The following is a 15,718-nucleotide window of genomic DNA, read 5'->3' as shown; positions in this document are numbered from 1 at the left end:
AATGAGAAAGCACATTTTCCAAGCGATGCTAGAGTCGGCAGATGAACCTGCTCTTTGGGTTGCGAATCAATATTACACTTACCGAGAGCTGGTAGAAAAAGCCAACTCAGTGAGTGTAAGTTGCCGTCACTACACCTCTGAAAAAGTGGCGGTTCTTGCTCACCGTAGCCTGTTTGCCTATGCAAGTATTATAGGGTGCTATTTTTCGGGTCTTACTTGGATTCCGATGAACAATAAAAAATCTCCAGTGCAATTGACTGAGATAATGTTGGACACCGAAACGCAAGTGATAGCGTGCGATGTTGGGCATCAGAAAATACTGAGAGAAATGCTCAATTGCACCTCTACCCGTTGGACGATCATTTTCGAGAAAGGTGTTGATGCCGAGAAGTGGAAAAACGATTTTCCCGATCACCAATTTATTTTGGTTGATGATGCTAAAGAGAAGAAAACCTCATTAAGTGAGATTAGCGGGAGCAAGCTTGCTTATATCATGCATACGTCAGGGTCAACGGGGAAGCCCAAACGCATCCCAATCTCTTATCAAAACCTTTCCAGTTATTTGGAAAACATTCAAACCGCGTTTCCATTGTCAAAGTCTGACAGAGTAGCCCAGTTTTCGGATCTCAGTTTTGACCTTTCAGTGCACGATATGTTTTCTGCCTGGATGCACGGCGCCTGTTTGTATTGTATCCCTGAAATTCTTAAAACCAATCCGATTCAATTCATTCGTCACTATCAACTTACAGCCTGGTTGTCAGTTCCTTCTGTGATTGATTTGTCACTTCAACGTGATGAATTAGCGCCTGATTCTTTGCCTTCTTTGAAACTGAGTATTTTTTGTGGTCAAGCATTGGCGACAGATCTAGCGGATAAGTGGCAGCAAGCGACTGGGCAGAAAGTGGTGAATATTTATGGTCCTACAGAGTGCAGTGTGACGGTCACAGCGCACACTTACCAACCTGCAATCGATAGGTATAGAACTTCTGTACCCGTAGGGCTCCCTTTTAGAAAGAATACATTAGCCATCATCGATTCAGATAATCAGCCGCAGTTAATTGACCAATTTAGCGGAGAATTAAAAGGGGAGCTATATATCAAAGGTGTACAGCTGGCTGGAAAGTATTGGAACGATGAAGAAAATACTCAGCGAGCTTACTTTCACGATAACGAAGGTACGCTTTGGTATAAAACAGGCGATCTAGTGGAATGGTGTGAAGGGGTATTACACCACCTTGGTCGTAACGATCATCAAGTAAAAATTGCTGGGCATCGGGTAGAGCTTGGGGAAATTGAAACCGTAGCTCGCAAGATAAGCCATCTATCAACTGTTGCAGCGGTGCCTTGGCCGTTAAGCCGAGCCGGATATGCCAATGGTGTCGTCGTGTTTTTCCAATCCGATGGTGAATTGGATGAGCCTGAGATCATAAAACAGTTTTCCAACTACCTGCCAAGGGCTATTTCGCCAAAGCAAATCTTTGCGTTGAAAAACATGCCAAGAAACATTAATGGCAAGATTGATATAAACGCACTTTATGAACAACTAGAAGGACTAAACGCATGCAAATAGAGAACTTTATTAATATCTATATTTCTAAGTTAGTGGCTCCGGGCACTCTTGTTGCTGAACATGATTCATTCTTCGATTTCGTTGATTCGTTTTCCTTCATAGATCTGATAACCAACGTTGAAAGTGAGTTTGGGCTGTCAATGGATCTTATGTCTGTGGACTTTGATCTTAGTGCATCGATTCGTCAGGTATTGGATTGGTTTAATCTGCATGACAGTTAAAGTTTTTGAGAATACTAAAAAGAATAAGGGAATAAATGCAGTAAGCGACAATGTTGCAAGAGATCAAGCAAAACATGAGAAAGTTGCTCGCCGAACTCGTGCTTTTATCCGAACCCCTTTTTTCTTCAAAAAGACAATGGCAAGTGTATTCGCACCGATTTTGCATGCAGGTCGATTTAAAACCGAAGACAAAGGGCTGCTTGGAGTATTTCCGCAAAGTGATGTCGATTGGCGAAAGCAGATATCAAAAGCCTCCGCGAAGCAAACATTGATGAACTTGATGGGTATTTGTCATCTCAATGCTCACATTTTTGAATCTGATGATGGGCTTAAAAGCATTGTTGAAGAAGCAAAGCAAGGTAAGGGAGGCGTCATCCTATGCCCTCATACCGGTATTTATGATGCAGTAACTTGGTATCTGAATAAGAAAGGTGTACCAACCGAAACGATTTTTGGTGCTGGTAAAGATGGAAAAAGAGAAACTGAAAATACGATCATCGAGACGGCAGCAGAAGAATTAGACATTCCTTTTGTCGAGCGCGGTAGCAATAGCATCCTCGGGTTAGTCAAAGCCATTTCAGAAGGACGTTGGATTGTGTTTCACATGGATCTACGTGCCGAAGGCGTTAGCACTCAGTTTTTCGGTTTTGATACTCAGGTACCAACCACTCCATTCTTTATTGCGCAAAAGCTGGGTTGTTCGGCCTACCTTCATCACACTTTGTCTGGCAAGCAAAAGCAGTCATTGTTCTTTGATAAATTGCCTCAGAGAGAGGATTTATTCGGGAAAGCGAGAATGGAAGCAGAGGCTAAAATGACAATGGAGTACCTAGAGCAGGTTATTAGAAAACACCCAACGCAATGGATATGGCATTACAATCGTTGGAAGTAATTGTTCTTATAGCTAGATTAGAAAACTAAAACAGGGAAGCGAGGCTTCCCTGTTTTGATCTTGAATCGTGATTAAAGTTTCTTTGTAACAATCGCTTAGTGCGTTACTTTCTTGAATTGAGCCAATATAAAAATAATGGCTGCACTAATCACTACGGAAGGCCCGGCTGGCGTATCCAAATTCCATGAAAATGACAGGCCAGACAATACTGCAGCAACGCCAAACACCGAAGATAGAATCGCCATTTGTTCTGGTGTACGCGAAAATCTGCGTGCAGCAGCAGCAGGAATAATCATAAGTGAAGTGATCAAAAGCGCCCCAACGAACTTCATTCCTACCGCGATGACAACACCAACCAGCAACATCAAGACAAGACGCATAAAGTCAGTATTAATCCCTTCTATGCTCGCGAGTTCTTCATTGACGCTGCTTGATAGTAGAGGGTGCCAAAAATACATTAGCGCTGCGATAATGAAAGCCCCGCCAGCAAAAATGAAGGTTAAATCTTGTGGAGAAACCGCAAGTAGATCGCCGAACAAATATCCCATTAGATCGACACGTACATTATCGAAAAAGCTGATTGCCACCAACCCCAGTGATAGTGAGCTATGCGCTAAAATACCGAGTAACGTGTCAGTTGCGACAACCTCTTGTTTTTGAAGCGTGACTAAAATGGCTGCAAGCGCAATACAGCAAATAACCAATGCCAGATAGATATTGATATCCAACAAAAAGCCCAAAGACAGACCCAGTAACGAAGCGTGCGCTAGGGTATCGCCAAAGTACGCCATTTTGCGCCAGACGACAAAAGACCCCAATGGACCAGCAATCAGCGCGATAGCAATACCAGCGAGAATAGAGGGGAGAAGAAACTCAATCATGTTTGTGACCGTGTTGAATATGTTGACATGCATTAGCGTTTCCGGCGACGGGATCGCCGGAAAGGTCATGATGGTGATGATGGTCGTGTTGATAAAAAGCCAGTGACTCTCGGCTACGGTGACCAAACAGCGCAATGTAAGACGGGTGTTCGCTAACGGCAGCTGGTGTACCTGAGCAGCATACGTGGTGATGTAAGCAAACCACATGATCTGTCTTGGCCATGACAAGGTGTAGGTCATGCGACACCATTAATACAGCGCAGTTAAATCGGTGTCTCAAATGGTCGATTAAGTTATAAAGGTCTATTTGACCTTGCACATCAACACCTTGTGCTGGTTCATCCAAAACGAGCAGCTCGGGCCTTTGAAGCAATGCTCTTGCTAACAAAACACGCTGATTTTCACCACCAGACAGCCGATGCATATTGTTGTTCAACAAATGGGAAGCACCAACCAGTTTTAAGGCTTCTAGCCGCTCTTGTTTGCTGTATTTCCCAGCAAGCTTTAGAAATCGTTCAACGCTAAGAGGAAGGGTGTCATTTAACCTGAGTTTTTGCGGAACGTACCCTATTTTTGGTTTGCCTATAAATGATAATGTTCCATCAAAGCGTTTGTTTAATCCAAGCAGTACTTTTACTAACGTTGATTTCCCCGCTCCATTAGGACCAATTAACGTCGTAATTTGACCTTTGTGTAGATCTAGATTGATGTTATCGAGAACGGGTTTATCACCAAATTGTACCCGTATAGATTTGAGTGAAGCGAGGAGAGTCATTATAAACCGCTATTGCATTACTGATGTGTTATAAAGTAACATTTACCCCCATTTACGCCAAGTACTGAATACTCAGAGGATAAAATGCCACGTTTTGGTCATGTATTTTTGTTGTTAGGGTTGATGCCTTCCATCGCCAGCGCAGCTAACGTTTTAAGCTCCATAAAACCCGTTCAACTCATTACCAATGAAATTACCGAGGGAGTATCCACCTCAGACGTTCTGCTGTCTACAAATACTTCTCCTCATGACTATGCTTTGAAGCCATCTGACATTAAAAAGATCAGAAAAGCAGATCTAGTGGTTTGGATCGGTGAAGACATGGAAACTTTTCTGACGGGTGTAATGGAAAGTCATTCTGGTGCTTTCGCCCTTCAACAACAACCTGAAGTTAAGTTGCGAAAATATGGTGATTGTGGATGCGATAAAGATGAAGCGCATCACGATGACCATAAGGGGCACGACCACCATGAAGGCCACGATCATCATGACGGACACGAAGGGCATAACCATGGTGCCTATGATACGCATTTTTGGTTAGGTCCTGATCAAGCTCTTCAAGCCGCTACCGCCATTGCAAACAAGTTATCTGAGATTGATCCAAGCAATGCAAAGCGCTACCAAGATAATTTGGTTGCGTTTGAAGTTAACTTAAATAAAACAAACGCAGAGCTAGAAGCTAAATTCTCTTCTGTTCGCCATAACGGCTATTTTGTTTTCCATGATGCATACGGCTACTTCGAAAATCATTTTAAATTGAACAATTTAGGCCATTTTACTGTTAGCCCTGAGCGAAAGCCTGGAGCAAAAACCTTAAACAAAATACGTAAAAAGCTTGAATCTAAAGATGCATATTGCGTATTCTCTGAGCCTCAATTTACCCCAGCTGTAGTGACCTCCGTAACGCGTGGGACAGGTGTGAATAAAGGCGAACTTGATCCACTTGCGGTGAATATCAAAGTGCAGTCTGGGGCGTATTTCGACTTTTTAAAGTCATTAGGCTCCCAATTCGCTAGCTGTTTATCTGAATGAAAAATATAAATGTCGCTGCCAAACACTGGCAGCGATTACCTAAAAAACACAAACTTACTATTCTAAGCCTAACGATATTAACCATCGGTGTATCATTTTGGCGTCCAAACCCCGTTTCGATTTCATCACAACCTGCCGTAACGCCTGCTGAACGAGTTGAAATTGATCTTGAAAGTGAACAAACCATAGCGCTTTCAGATCAAAACAGCGAACCTTTAGGTGCTCAAATTGATTCTAATGCTCCAGAGTTTTCTGCCCCTAAAGACGAACTTGAAGAAGAGTTGGCGAATGCAATAGAGCCGAGTCATTCCCATGTCATCGCGAAAGGGGAGCTGCTTAGCACGGTCTTCGAGCAGTACGGTCTGAAACTAAATGACATGTACGCGCTGATTAATACAAATAAGGCTGCTGAACGGCTTCGTCCCGGAATGACGTTAACATGGACGTTAGACACGGATGGTCGGTTAGATGAGCTGCGCATTGATCGCAATGCCAAAGAATATGACCTCTATACGCTTGGTGATTCGGGGTATCAATATCAAAGGTTGGAAAACTCCGGAGAATTGAAACCTGTTGTGGTCACAGGACGAATATCTGGAAGCTTTTATCAGTCGGCATTGAATGCCGGGTTGTCACCGGGGCAAATCACGACCATTGTTAAATCGATGCAGTGGAAGTTTGATTTTGGGCGCTTAGCGCGTAGAGGTGACAAATTCGCTGTTCAGATCGAGCAAGAATTTATCGATGGCAAGGCTGTAGGCAGAGGTGATGTCAAAGCTTTGCTGTACGTGAATAGCGGAAAAGAATACACCGCTGTTAAATTTGATGATAATCGTTTTTACGACAAGTCTGGTCAAAGCTTAGAGCAGGCATTTGATCGCTTGCCAACCAATAAACGATATCGAGTCAGTTCTCGTTTCAACCCTCATAGAAAGCACCCAGTTACGGGACGTATCTCTCCCCACAATGGAACCGATTTTGCCACGCCAACGGGCACACCTATTTACTCGACGGGCGATGGCAAAGTGGTGAAAGCGCGTCGCCACCCTTTAGCGGGCAATTATGTGGTCATTAAACATGGTCGAGAGTACGTAACAAGGTACCTGCACTTACACCGAATTCTGGTAAAAGTGGGGGATACGGTCACTCGAGGTCAAAAAATCGCTTTAAGTGGAAACACGGGGCGCTCTACAGGTCCTCATCTCCATTATGAGTTGATCAAAAATTCACGTCCAGTTGATGCAATGAAGGTGCAACTACCTAAAGCATCGGATGTTCCTAAGTCTAAGTTACCGGAATTTAAAGAAAATGCTGGTGGTGTCATACAAATTTTACGTGATCAGATCTAGATAAATGAAAGGTGTAGCGAGCTGCACCTTTTTTATTCATCATAATTCGTATAACGTATCAAGTTACTCAAAATTACCAGTATCTAAAATTGGTGATGGAGTTTTTCCGGCTTTGAGAAAGGGAAGGATTTGATTACGCGATCCGTACTCATATTAATATTGCTTGTCGTTAGCCAAAGCTTGCGAGCTCATGAGAGCAATTCCATTTTCTACCCCTTACCATTTCAGATGCAAGGGCAGTCTCTTACCGCAAAAAATCTGATATCGGGTCCAGATGGTGGGCTTTGGATTCATGATATTCATGGGCAGCTAAGGTTTTTCGATGGTCAGCATATTCTTCCCCGATCTGGTAGTGTCTTTGAGCGTAAACTCTCCCAAGTAGCGTACAGCCGGCAGTATTTCTGGTTCTCAGAAAACAATAAAATATTCCGGTTTAAACCTAATTTTCCGCAAGAACTCATTACAGCTCTCCCCGCTAATCGTCGAATACTGAAGCTTGGTGTGAGTAGTAAATTTGTATGGGCTGCAACCGCTGAAAACTTCTACACATTAGATTTGGATGACAACTCGGTTATTGAGTATCCCCTTTCATTTGTTTACCAAAGTAATAGTCAGAAGCGAGTGATAGTCAATGATGCAAAATATGTGTCTGACCGTTGGATTTTGGGAACGTCTTCTGGCGTTTATTTCAATCAAGGCAAGAAGTTCTATCATATCCGCTCGTCTGGTAAGCACCATATTGAGTCTCTCCATTTTTCTCAAAAACGCAGAGAACTCATAGTTGGCTCACTTCAAGGTGCTCGAATCATTACTATTGATAATGAATCGAGAAATTTTAAAGTGATTGGAAGCTCTCATGTACTAGCGATTGAAGAAACAGATACGTCCTATTGGCTGGGCACAGAAAATGGGATATACGTCTATCACTTCCTTACTGGTGAAACCGACCATATTTCATCCAACTATCAAGATGATTATGCCCTGCCCGGTGATCACGTGTACGACTTATACAATGATGGTCAAGGCGGTGTTTGGGTAGCGACGAACAAAGGGATTAATTATTACTCTCTTTACAGCCGATTGTTTGAACGCGTGCGTTTTGGTACTTCATCCCAACACTTAGGATTGGGTAACATCAAGCAAGTATTCACCTCTTTGGACGGCGCGCATTGGATTGGAACCGATCAAGGGTTTTATCTTCTAAACCCAAAGAATATGCACTACCCCAAGCGGTTGCTTGAGGGATGTGTGAATGATTTGGTGCAGCAGGGAAAATTTTTGTGGTTGGCAATGTCTGATGGGTTGAGAAAATTCAACCTAGAGACGCTAACGCTTGAAAACGAGATACTACCTAGCCAATTAAATCAAAGAGTAATCAATCGAGTCACTATTGATAAAAAAGGCATGCTTTGGGTAGCGACGGCAGAAGGGCTTATTCGTTATCAGCCTGAAAGCAAAGTGACCGAGAATTTTGGGTTTGATTGGGTTGCTAAAAAATACTTCCCAACACAAATCACTCACCTTTACACGTCTTCTACTGGAACCGTTTGGATTGGGACGGACCATGGTCTCTATTACTATGCCAATGGGCGCTTACAGTTTGAACGCAGTGGTGAAACATTACTGGCGAGAACTGTCGATATGTCTGAAACTGTTGGTGGTAAAACATGGCGAATCAGCAGCAGAGGATTAAGCCTTTATAATCCAGAGATTCTTGTACAGCAAATCGTGCCACTATTTGAAGCCGATATTAAACCGCTTTGCAGTGTTACCACGGCTAAAGGCATGTGGTTGTCTACGTCCAAAGGGCTCAGTTTTTATTCCAATGAAGGTCAACTTCTTCATCATTATGGTGCCCCTTTTGGCTTAATAAACAACGAGTTTTTGCCAGACGTATGTTCGGTTGGTCCTAATGGTGACCACTTAATATTTGGTTCCAAACTCGGGATTATAATGACATCAGAGAAGGCGTTGAAAGCGACACAACTGCCTTTGAGTCGAGTTAAATTTGGTCAGGTCCTTTTGGACAGAAAACCTTTCGAATTTGCGCCCGATAGCAGCAAGCAGTACCAAGTACCTCATAGTAAAAATCTATCATTTGTAGTGGGTGTGTTACCAGATTTTGACGTTTGGAGTTTGGAATATCGGCTTTTAGGAAGCCGGAACGAAAACTGGATATCTCTTCAAGGTTCGCAATTAACTTTTGACTACTTGTTACCGGGTGAATATGAACTAGAAATTCGTACATCTTCACAGTCTGAACTTGAAGTTGAAGGATCCAGCTTTTCTTTTGTTGTTTCAACGCCTTGGTACATGTCGGGTTGGTTTATAGCCTACGTCATTTTATGTCTAATTGTATTTGCAGGGTTAATTGTATTGTGGCGTTCACGTCAAATACGTCGAATTAACAAAGCACTGAGAGATAAGGTTGAACTGAGAACCAGTCAGCTGAAACATCAAAGTGACATGTTGGTAAATAGTAATAAGTTATTGAAAAGGCAAATTAATATTCGCCATACTTATATTGATAGCCTTGCCGGTAAGACTAAAGGTGTTTTTGAAGATATATGCCAATCTGGTGCTGAGCCAGGTCAATTCAAGAAAGCGTTTTATCTTTTGCAACAAATCGTTGATCTCAGTGTTAAATCTCAGGGAGAGTCCAAAGCAAGCCATGACCTTAATTCAGTGTGTGATGCGGTGGTGGCTCATTGGGAGCAAGAATTGGCCAAACAAGGTGTTCAATTAAACGTGTATCGCTCTCCAGCTGCAATTTCCGTTTATGTGGAGCAATTTAATTTAGATTATGTGCTCCACGGGATGTTGGCGAACGTTTCGAGAAGAAGTAAACGAGGCGATCAAATTGAATTAGTCGTAGTTAACCAAGATGAGCAATGTGGGTTCAGGATTCAAGATACGGGTAATCCAATTTCTCAGCAGGAAGTGTTGGGTTACAACTCCTTTAATCACAAGTACAGTGGTGAAGAGTGGAGTGCGTTAACCGACACAAGCTTACAGGGCTTACGTCGATACGTTGAATATGGTGGCGGTGAGTGTTTCTTTAGGAAAAAAGACAACAACGCTAACATCATTGACGCCTTTTGGTCGAATGCGCCGGTGGAAGAACTCGACATACCCATTGGAAGAAGATTTACTGTATCTACTAAAGAAGAAATAGTTGTTTCGGAAGAACAAGTTCCGCTTACAGAAGAAGAACAGTGGTTATCAAGAGTCTTTGAGATAGTGGATACTCACTATCACGACCCCGACTTTGGTACGGCACCGATGGCAAAAATGATTTATACATCGGAGCGGAGCCTGCAGCGTAAGTTTAAATCTCAAACAGGGAAGACATTTAAAGAGTATCTTAACGAAATTCGTTTAGAGAAAGCCTGTCAGCGATTAATCGGTGGCGAAAAAGTGTCGGATGTTGCTCATGAGACAGGCTTTAATGACCCTTCCTATTTCAGTCAGCGATTTAAACACCATTACGGTATTTCACCCTCCAAATTTATTGAAGCTAATCAAGGTGTTTGATGGTGCGCTCCCCCGCCTTTTAAAATTAGATCTTCGAACCTTTTAACACACTACAAAAGTTATCTATTAGGGCATTATTTCATTTGCCTTCAAATTGCATCCATTTCTATTCTTGCGTCTATCGGTCGTTCTCGATGTGAATTTATTAACGAATTGTGCTAATTCGCGCAAGCGCTGTAGTTGGTACTTGGACGTAATGAGTTTATTCAACATCATCTCCGAGTAATTACACTCGGTTTATCTACTCTCACTTAACCTCACAAGTGCTTTCGTGTTTGTTGAATAAAGGGGGGCGTCTAGTAGGCTTATTATGCCCTACAAACCATATATTGGCTCCCAAGGGGAAGTTTAAGTGGCTTTTATGCTCCATTTCCTATCTTTGAGTTAGAACGACTAGGTTTTCCTATCGATCTCTGCTTGACTGCCAATTCCTTATTCTTTGGTAGAGAAGTCGCTGAACCAAGCATCTCGAGGTTCTTGGGTATAACTAACTGAAATATAAATGAGATAAACAATTGTCACTATGGATAATGCAAAGATAAAGTCGCAAGAATGCAGTAATTTGATTGCTGAGGTTTTTAAGGAGTGTTGAAAAGGAGAAGAAAAAAAATATCGTGGTATAGCCGGGGGGACTATACCACGGGTGTCAATGACACCTTCGCTTGCTGCCGGAGTGATATAGCTAAGCTATATCACCTCTGGAATTCTTATCTAAGGCAGTGCCTTTCGATGGAGTAACTATAGCCTTGCTCCACTTAATTTCTTTATTGAATTAACGACACATTTACATAAGAAATCCGACAATCTGTCCATATCAAATTTAACTTTTTGTAATATAAGGGTATTTATTTTTAGTCTCAGTAGTGAAATATTCATATGGGTTGGCGGAGTGCTTAACTATTAATCAAAGTCGCGGTGTTTTTAACGATATTAACGGAGTTTAAAGTGACGTTTTTGACGTTGATTTATGAGTGGGGACTGTAAAAACGGTAACATTGATTGAGCGCAACACTTTGTTACATCGTTCAATTATAGTTACTTATAAAAATAATAATGTTTCTCATTCAGAATGATGTCGAGGTTACACTGATGAAGCTTTCCGATATGCATATTGGCGGCACCGCTACGATTGCAGGTCTTGGCGATTTGAGCCAAGAACTCAATAAAAAATTGATGGTTATGGGTATGTTGCCTGAAACCCATATAAAACTGGTTAGAAAAGCTCCGATGGGTGATCCACTGCAGGTGGAAATTAGAGGGGTTGTTATTGCTATTAGAGATAGTCTCGCACGTCAAATTGAAGTGGAGTCCATCTAATGCAATATGACATCCTAACCGTTGGTAACCCCAATTGCGGAAAAACCACCTTATTCAATGCCCTCACTGGAGCGAAACAGCAGGTAGGCAACTGGGCGGGTGTTACGGTTGAGAAAAAGACAGGGTATTTTACGCATTCTGGCGACGATTTTTCATTGACCGACCTACCAGGAATCTATGCGCTAGATAGCGCTCATGGCGCAAACAGTATAGACGAATCGATAGCTTCTAGAGCTGCTCTGACGCATCCTACGGATCTTATCATTAATGTTGTAGACGCAACTTGCCTCGAAAGAAGCTTGTACATGACTTTGCAACTGCGAGAACTGGGGAGACCCATGATCGTGGTGGTCAATAAAATGGATGCACTTACTCGCAAGCGACAAACATTAGACATAAAGGGGCTTGAAGAGGGGCTTGGATGCCCTGTTTATGCGCTTTCGTCTAACAACCGACAACAAGTTCAAAGCTTCAAAGAAGATTTACACAAAACCTTAGTGAAAGGGATTCCAGAAGAACACTTTTCTTTAGAATACAGTCAGGATGTTGAGCGAGAAATAGCCACTTTACTTCCTTTGTGGCAGTCGGAGCATGGAGCACGAGCCAAAGCCATTCGCGCGTTGGGCAATGACCCTCTGATCGTAAATAGCCTCACTGAAGAGCAACGTAAGAAATTAACGCACTCAGTGGACGCCATTAAGTGCGACATCGACTTACAAGTGGCTAATGTTAAATACTCATTTTTACATGACATTTGCAAACGTGTTAGGAAAGTGTCTGGAAAGGTAAGCCACAGCACGACTGAAACCATAGATAACCTCGTGCTCAATCGATGGATTGGTATTCCGTTCTTTTTCCTCGTTATGTACTTAATGTTTATGTTCTCCATCAATATCGGCAGTGCATTTATCGATTTTTTTGATATCGGTGTTGGCACTGTTTTGGTCGACGGCGGTCATTATCTACTGGATGAACATCTTCCTGTGTGGTTAGTGACGTTATTAGCGGATGGCGTTGGTGGAGGCATTCAAACGGTTGCGACCTTTATTCCCGTGATCGCTTGCCTTTATCTTTTCCTATCTTTGCTTGAAAGCTCTGGTTACATGGCGAGAGCAGCATTTGTTCTTGATAAAGTCATGCAGAAAATTGGTTTACCAGGGAAAGCATTTGTTCCTTTAGTCTTAGGTTTTGGGTGCAATGTCCCATCTGTTATGGCAACAAGAACACTCGACCAAGAAAGGGAAAGAAAACTAGCTGCAGCCATGGCACCATTTATGTCTTGTGGCGCAAGGTTACCTGTTTACGCCTTATTCGCAGCAGCATTTTTCCCAGAATCTGGTCAAAACATTGTATTTGCATTGTATTTACTGGGGATACTTGCCGCTGTAGGAACCGGTCTTATCTTAAAGCGCACACTATATTCCGGCTCAAGTGAGCATTTTGTTATGGAAATACCGAGTTATGAATTTCCTACCTTGCAGAATGTGGTTTTAAAAACATGGCAAAAGCTGAAACGTTTTGTATTGGGTGCGGGCAAGACGATTGTCATCGTCGTCACCATTTTGAGTTTTTTCAACTCACTAGGAACAGACGGCACATTTGGAAATGAAGACAGTGAACAATCTGTATTGTCCAGCGCTGCTCAAATCGTTACGCCTATTTTTAAGCCTATTGGTGTAAGCGAAGAAAATTGGCCAGCTACCGTTGGGATCATCACAGGAATATTCGCTAAAGAGGCGGTAGTCGGGACATTAAACAACCTGTATTCGTCACCATTGGAAGAAGAACCAAGCGAGTTTGATCTATGGGGGAGTTTGAACGAGGCGTTAATGACGATTCCAGAAAACTTGTTAGGTCTTAGTTTTAGCGATCCATTGGGTATTGAAGTCGGCGATCTTACCGATGCACAAGCCGTTGCCGAAGAGCAAGAAGTGGACAGCTCCATATTCGGTAACCTAAAAGAGTACTTCGTTACTGGAAATGCGGCTTTCGCCTATTTGATTTTCATTTTGCTGTATACCCCTTGCGTGGCGGCAATGGGGGCTTATGTTCGAGAGTTTGGTCATAAGTTTGCGCGCTTTATTGCTGCGTGGACCATGTTGCTTGCCTACGGAGGAGCAACGCTATTTTATCAGATCACGCATTTTTCCCATCACCCGATGAGCAGTACACTGTGGATTGCATTGGTCATTTCAATATTCGTATTCACTTACCTACTTTTAAAGCGTGCAGGGGATGAACAGCACACGAATACAGAGATGGTGAGCGTATGATTTTGACGGAGATAAGTGAATACATGTCCCAAAATGGCACGGTAAGTCAGTCGAAACTCGCTCGGCATTTTCACATGAGTGAAGACGGTGTTGATGCCATGCTGACGTTTTGGATGAACAAAGGCAAAGTGACGAAGATATCCGCGAAAGGTGAGCACACCGCTAGCTATTGTTGGATCTCTCGACCGGAACAAATTGCCATGAATGTCATTATCGGATAACAGGTATTAACAGTAACAATTTTATTGTTTGCTAAAAGAAAGGGGCAATACCAATAACCAAGGGTTTTTCGGTATGCTCCTTTTCTTTTATTACGTTTTTTAATCAGGCGCGATGTTTATTTTGATGCAGTGTTTATTGTGAAGCGGTAGAAAAAATATCTGACTTTGAAAGATAGTTTTGTATCAGGCTGACCATATCTAACTGCGATTTCTCATCTCTAAACTCACCAGAAGTATTCCCCCATACTGGCTTTGGCCAAACAGCATCATGTTTATATCGAGCAATGTGGTGAAGATGCAATTGTGGCACCATATTTCCAAGCGCGCCGGTATTGAGTTTATCTGGAGTGAATAGCGCTTCAATCGCCTCGCAAACCAATTGAGATTCAACAAGGTATTGCTGCTGCTTAGGCATAGGTAAATGATGCAACTCGGTTAAATTATCGAATCTTGGAACAAGAATGATCCAAGGCACCGTGGCATCTTTATGTAAAAGGACGCGACATAATGGAAAGTCGCCAAGGTAACTGGTGTCTTTGTCTAGTTGAGGGTGCAGTGAAAAAGCCATAGTTATCTGTCGTTTGTTTTGAATTGCCTTTGTTATATCATATCGCGCCTAATCCTAAGATAGATTTAATGGTCGAATGAGCAATAACATCGAAAAACAGTTATATGATCCTAAGTTTCAATGGTCGTTTTTGCATCCGAAATACTGGCCAACGTGGATAGGTATTGGATTTGCTTTATTGCTCGCTTTTGTACCACATCGCCCACGCGATAAATTTGCGGCTTGGTTGTCTCGTTTTTTTTCAAAACGCAATTCAGGTGCACTGCGCAGAGCTAAGAAAAATATAGAGCTCTGCTACCCTGAAAAATCAGCAGATGAAAGACAGCAATTGCTTGAGAAAATGTATGAAGTCGCAGCGCAGTTTTTTCTTGGGTACGCAGAATTGACGGTGCGAAGCAAAAAATACAATCAGAGCCGTGGCGAAGTGTTTGGAGGAGAGCATCTTTTCCCTAGATTAGAGAATGGTGAAAAGATAATCGCGCTAGTCCCTCATTGCTGGTCAATCGACTACACTGGAATGTATTTCTCTTCTTATGGGCATGATGTGGTCATTATGATTCGACCGCAAAAAAACCCGATTGGCGACTGGCTTATGAATGTACAACGTATGCGCTACGGAGGTCGAATTGTGCCTCGTGATTCAGGCATAAAACCGTATTTACGTTCCATCAAAGAAGGCTACATGGCCTACTACTTACCCGATGAAGATCACGGTGCCGACAATTCCGTTTTTGTTCCTTTTTTTGGTACGGAAAAAGCAACATTGAAGGGGTTTGGTAAGCTGGCTAAACTGAGCCGCGCTAAGGTTGTGCCGATGATTCCAGCGTACAATGCTGAAAAAGGAAAGTTCGAGCTTTTCATTCTACCAGCGTTGGAAAACTTCCCAACGGGTGACGAAGAGCAAGATGCCAGAATGATGAACCATGCGTTAGAAGAACTTTTGCGTGACCGCCCTGAGCAATACATGTGGATTTTAAACTTACTCCGCACTCGTCCAGATGGAACGGAGTTATATTAAATTCTTTGTAAGCTGATTCAGTTTTGATTTGGTTTATAGATATTAAAAAGCCTCGCGATTGCGAGGC

At 42.5% G+C, this 15,718-nt stretch carries 13 protein-coding genes; 10 read left to right on the top strand and 3 right to left on the bottom strand.

Annotation, left to right across the window (positions count from 1 at the left end; all coding sequences use genetic code 11):
• The first annotated feature begins 1 nt into the window (after position 1).
• Genes Q8W40_RS02410 through Q8W40_RS02400 form a run of 3 tightly spaced genes read left to right on the top strand, consistent with a single transcriptional unit; the run spans position 2 to position 2,683 of the window.
• Positions 2 to 1,570, top strand: a complete 1,569-nt coding sequence (locus tag Q8W40_RS02410) for an AMP-binding protein (RefSeq protein ID WP_305395727.1) — start codon at positions 2 to 4, stop codon at positions 1,568 to 1,570.
• Positions 1,561 to 1,791 carry a phosphopantetheine-binding protein gene (locus tag Q8W40_RS02405; protein WP_305395726.1) on the top strand — a complete coding sequence of 77 codons (231 nt, stop codon included), beginning with the start codon at positions 1,561 to 1,563 and terminating at the stop codon, positions 1,789 to 1,791. Before Q8W40_RS02410 ends, Q8W40_RS02405 begins: the two co-directional genes overlap by 10 nt.
• Positions 1,781 to 2,683 (top strand): lysophospholipid acyltransferase family protein, encoded by a 903-nt coding sequence (locus Q8W40_RS02400; RefSeq protein WP_305395725.1) that lies wholly within the window; start codon positions 1,781 to 1,783, stop codon positions 2,681 to 2,683. Before Q8W40_RS02405 ends, Q8W40_RS02400 begins: the two co-directional genes overlap by 11 nt.
• Positions 2,684 to 2,778: 95 nt before the next feature.
• Here Q8W40_RS02400 and znuB read toward each other — a convergent pair whose 3' ends face one another.
• Together znuB and znuC are read right to left on the bottom strand one after the other, a co-directional pair.
• A complete protein-coding gene (gene znuB / locus Q8W40_RS02395) occupies positions 2,779 to 3,564 on the bottom strand; it encodes a zinc ABC transporter permease subunit ZnuB (protein ID WP_305395724.1) in 786 nt (261 codons plus the stop codon).
• Positions 3,557 to 4,339: a zinc ABC transporter ATP-binding protein ZnuC gene (gene znuC, locus Q8W40_RS02390; protein WP_305395723.1), complete on the bottom strand. Its 783-nt coding sequence runs from the start codon at positions 4,337 to 4,339 to the stop codon at positions 3,557 to 3,559. The genes znuB and znuC overlap by 8 nt, the downstream gene beginning before the upstream one ends.
• 84 nt (positions 4,340 to 4,423) lie before the next feature.
• On the opposite strand from znuC, the gene znuA reads away from it, so the two are divergent.
• The 6 genes from znuA to Q8W40_RS02360 all read left to right on the top strand — a co-directional run bounded on the left by znuA (position 4,424) and on the right by Q8W40_RS02360 (position 14,065).
• Positions 4,424 to 5,371, top strand: coding sequence for a zinc ABC transporter substrate-binding protein ZnuA (znuA, locus tag Q8W40_RS02385; protein WP_305395722.1), 948 nt, complete (start codon positions 4,424 to 4,426; stop codon positions 5,369 to 5,371).
• Positions 5,368 to 6,720: a murein DD-endopeptidase MepM gene (mepM, locus tag Q8W40_RS02380; RefSeq protein WP_305395721.1), complete on the top strand. Its 1,353-nt coding sequence runs from the start codon at positions 5,368 to 5,370 to the stop codon at positions 6,718 to 6,720. Before znuA ends, mepM begins: the two co-directional genes overlap by 4 nt.
• A gap of 129 nt (positions 6,721 to 6,849) precedes the next feature.
• Positions 6,850 to 10,254 carry an AraC family transcriptional regulator gene (locus tag Q8W40_RS02375; protein ID WP_305395720.1) on the top strand — a complete coding sequence of 1,135 codons (3,405 nt, stop codon included), beginning with the start codon at positions 6,850 to 6,852 and terminating at the stop codon, positions 10,252 to 10,254.
• A 1,089-nt stretch (positions 10,255 to 11,343) separates the two neighbouring features.
• Positions 11,344 to 11,571, top strand: coding sequence for a FeoA family protein (locus Q8W40_RS02370; RefSeq protein WP_305395719.1), 228 nt, complete (start codon positions 11,344 to 11,346; stop codon positions 11,569 to 11,571).
• Positions 11,571 to 13,844 carry a Fe(2+) transporter permease subunit FeoB gene (gene feoB / locus Q8W40_RS02365; protein WP_305395718.1) on the top strand — a complete coding sequence of 758 codons (2,274 nt, stop codon included), beginning with the start codon at positions 11,571 to 11,573 and terminating at the stop codon, positions 13,842 to 13,844. Before Q8W40_RS02370 ends, feoB begins: the two co-directional genes overlap by 1 nt.
• Positions 13,841 to 14,065, top strand: a complete 225-nt coding sequence (locus Q8W40_RS02360; protein ID WP_305395717.1) for a FeoC-like transcriptional regulator — start codon at positions 13,841 to 13,843, stop codon at positions 14,063 to 14,065. The genes feoB and Q8W40_RS02360 overlap by 4 nt, the downstream gene beginning before the upstream one ends.
• A 133-nt stretch (positions 14,066 to 14,198) precedes the next feature.
• Here the strand turns inward: Q8W40_RS02360 and Q8W40_RS02355 are convergent, their stop codons facing one another.
• Positions 14,199 to 14,633 carry an HIT domain-containing protein gene (locus Q8W40_RS02355; protein ID WP_305395716.1) on the bottom strand — a complete coding sequence of 145 codons (435 nt, stop codon included), beginning with the start codon at positions 14,631 to 14,633 and terminating at the stop codon, positions 14,199 to 14,201.
• A gap of 76 nt (positions 14,634 to 14,709) precedes the next feature.
• Between Q8W40_RS02355 and lpxM the strand changes: the two genes are divergently transcribed.
• Positions 14,710 to 15,651 (top strand): lauroyl-Kdo(2)-lipid IV(A) myristoyltransferase, encoded by a 942-nt coding sequence (lpxM, locus tag Q8W40_RS02350; protein ID WP_305395715.1) that lies wholly within the window; start codon positions 14,710 to 14,712, stop codon positions 15,649 to 15,651.
• Positions 15,652 to 15,718: the final 67 nt, after the last annotated feature.

It is taken from the genome of Vibrio penaeicida (assembly GCF_030689305.1).
Lineage (GTDB): Bacteria > Pseudomonadota > Gammaproteobacteria > Enterobacterales > Vibrionaceae > Vibrio > Vibrio penaeicida_B.
This window is presented reverse-complemented; position numbering and strand designations above follow the sequence as displayed.

What these genes read in the sequence shown, in the direction of transcription:
- lpxM (WP_305395715.1), top strand. Translation starts at nt 14,710, where the DNA reads ATGAGCAATAACATCGAAAAACAGTTATATGATCCTAAGTTTCAATGG.
- Q8W40_RS02400 (WP_305395725.1), top strand. Translation starts at nt 1,781, where the DNA reads ATGACAGTTAAAGTTTTTGAGAATACTAAAAAGAATAAGGGAATAAAT.
- Q8W40_RS02405 (WP_305395726.1), top strand. Translation starts at nt 1,561, where the DNA reads ATGCAAATAGAGAACTTTATTAATATCTATATTTCTAAGTTAGTGGCT.
- mepM (WP_305395721.1), top strand. Translation starts at nt 5,368, where the DNA reads ATGAAAAATATAAATGTCGCTGCCAAACACTGGCAGCGATTACCTAAA.
- Q8W40_RS02360 (WP_305395717.1), top strand. Translation starts at nt 13,841, where the DNA reads ATGATTTTGACGGAGATAAGTGAATACATGTCCCAAAATGGCACGGTA.
- Q8W40_RS02355 (WP_305395716.1), bottom strand. Translation starts at nt 14,633, where the DNA reads ATGGCTTTTTCACTGCACCCTCAACTAGACAAAGACACCAGTTACCTT.
- Q8W40_RS02410 (WP_305395727.1), top strand. Translation starts at nt 2, where the DNA reads ATGAGAAAGCACATTTTCCAAGCGATGCTAGAGTCGGCAGATGAACCT.
- Q8W40_RS02370 (WP_305395719.1), top strand. Translation starts at nt 11,344, where the DNA reads ATGAAGCTTTCCGATATGCATATTGGCGGCACCGCTACGATTGCAGGT.
- znuB (WP_305395724.1), bottom strand. Translation starts at nt 3,564, where the DNA reads ATGATTGAGTTTCTTCTCCCCTCTATTCTCGCTGGTATTGCTATCGCG.
- znuC (WP_305395723.1), bottom strand. Translation starts at nt 4,339, where the DNA reads ATGACTCTCCTCGCTTCACTCAAATCTATACGGGTACAATTTGGTGAT.
- znuA (WP_305395722.1), top strand. Translation starts at nt 4,424, where the DNA reads ATGCCACGTTTTGGTCATGTATTTTTGTTGTTAGGGTTGATGCCTTCC.
- feoB (WP_305395718.1), top strand. Translation starts at nt 11,571, where the DNA reads ATGCAATATGACATCCTAACCGTTGGTAACCCCAATTGCGGAAAAACC.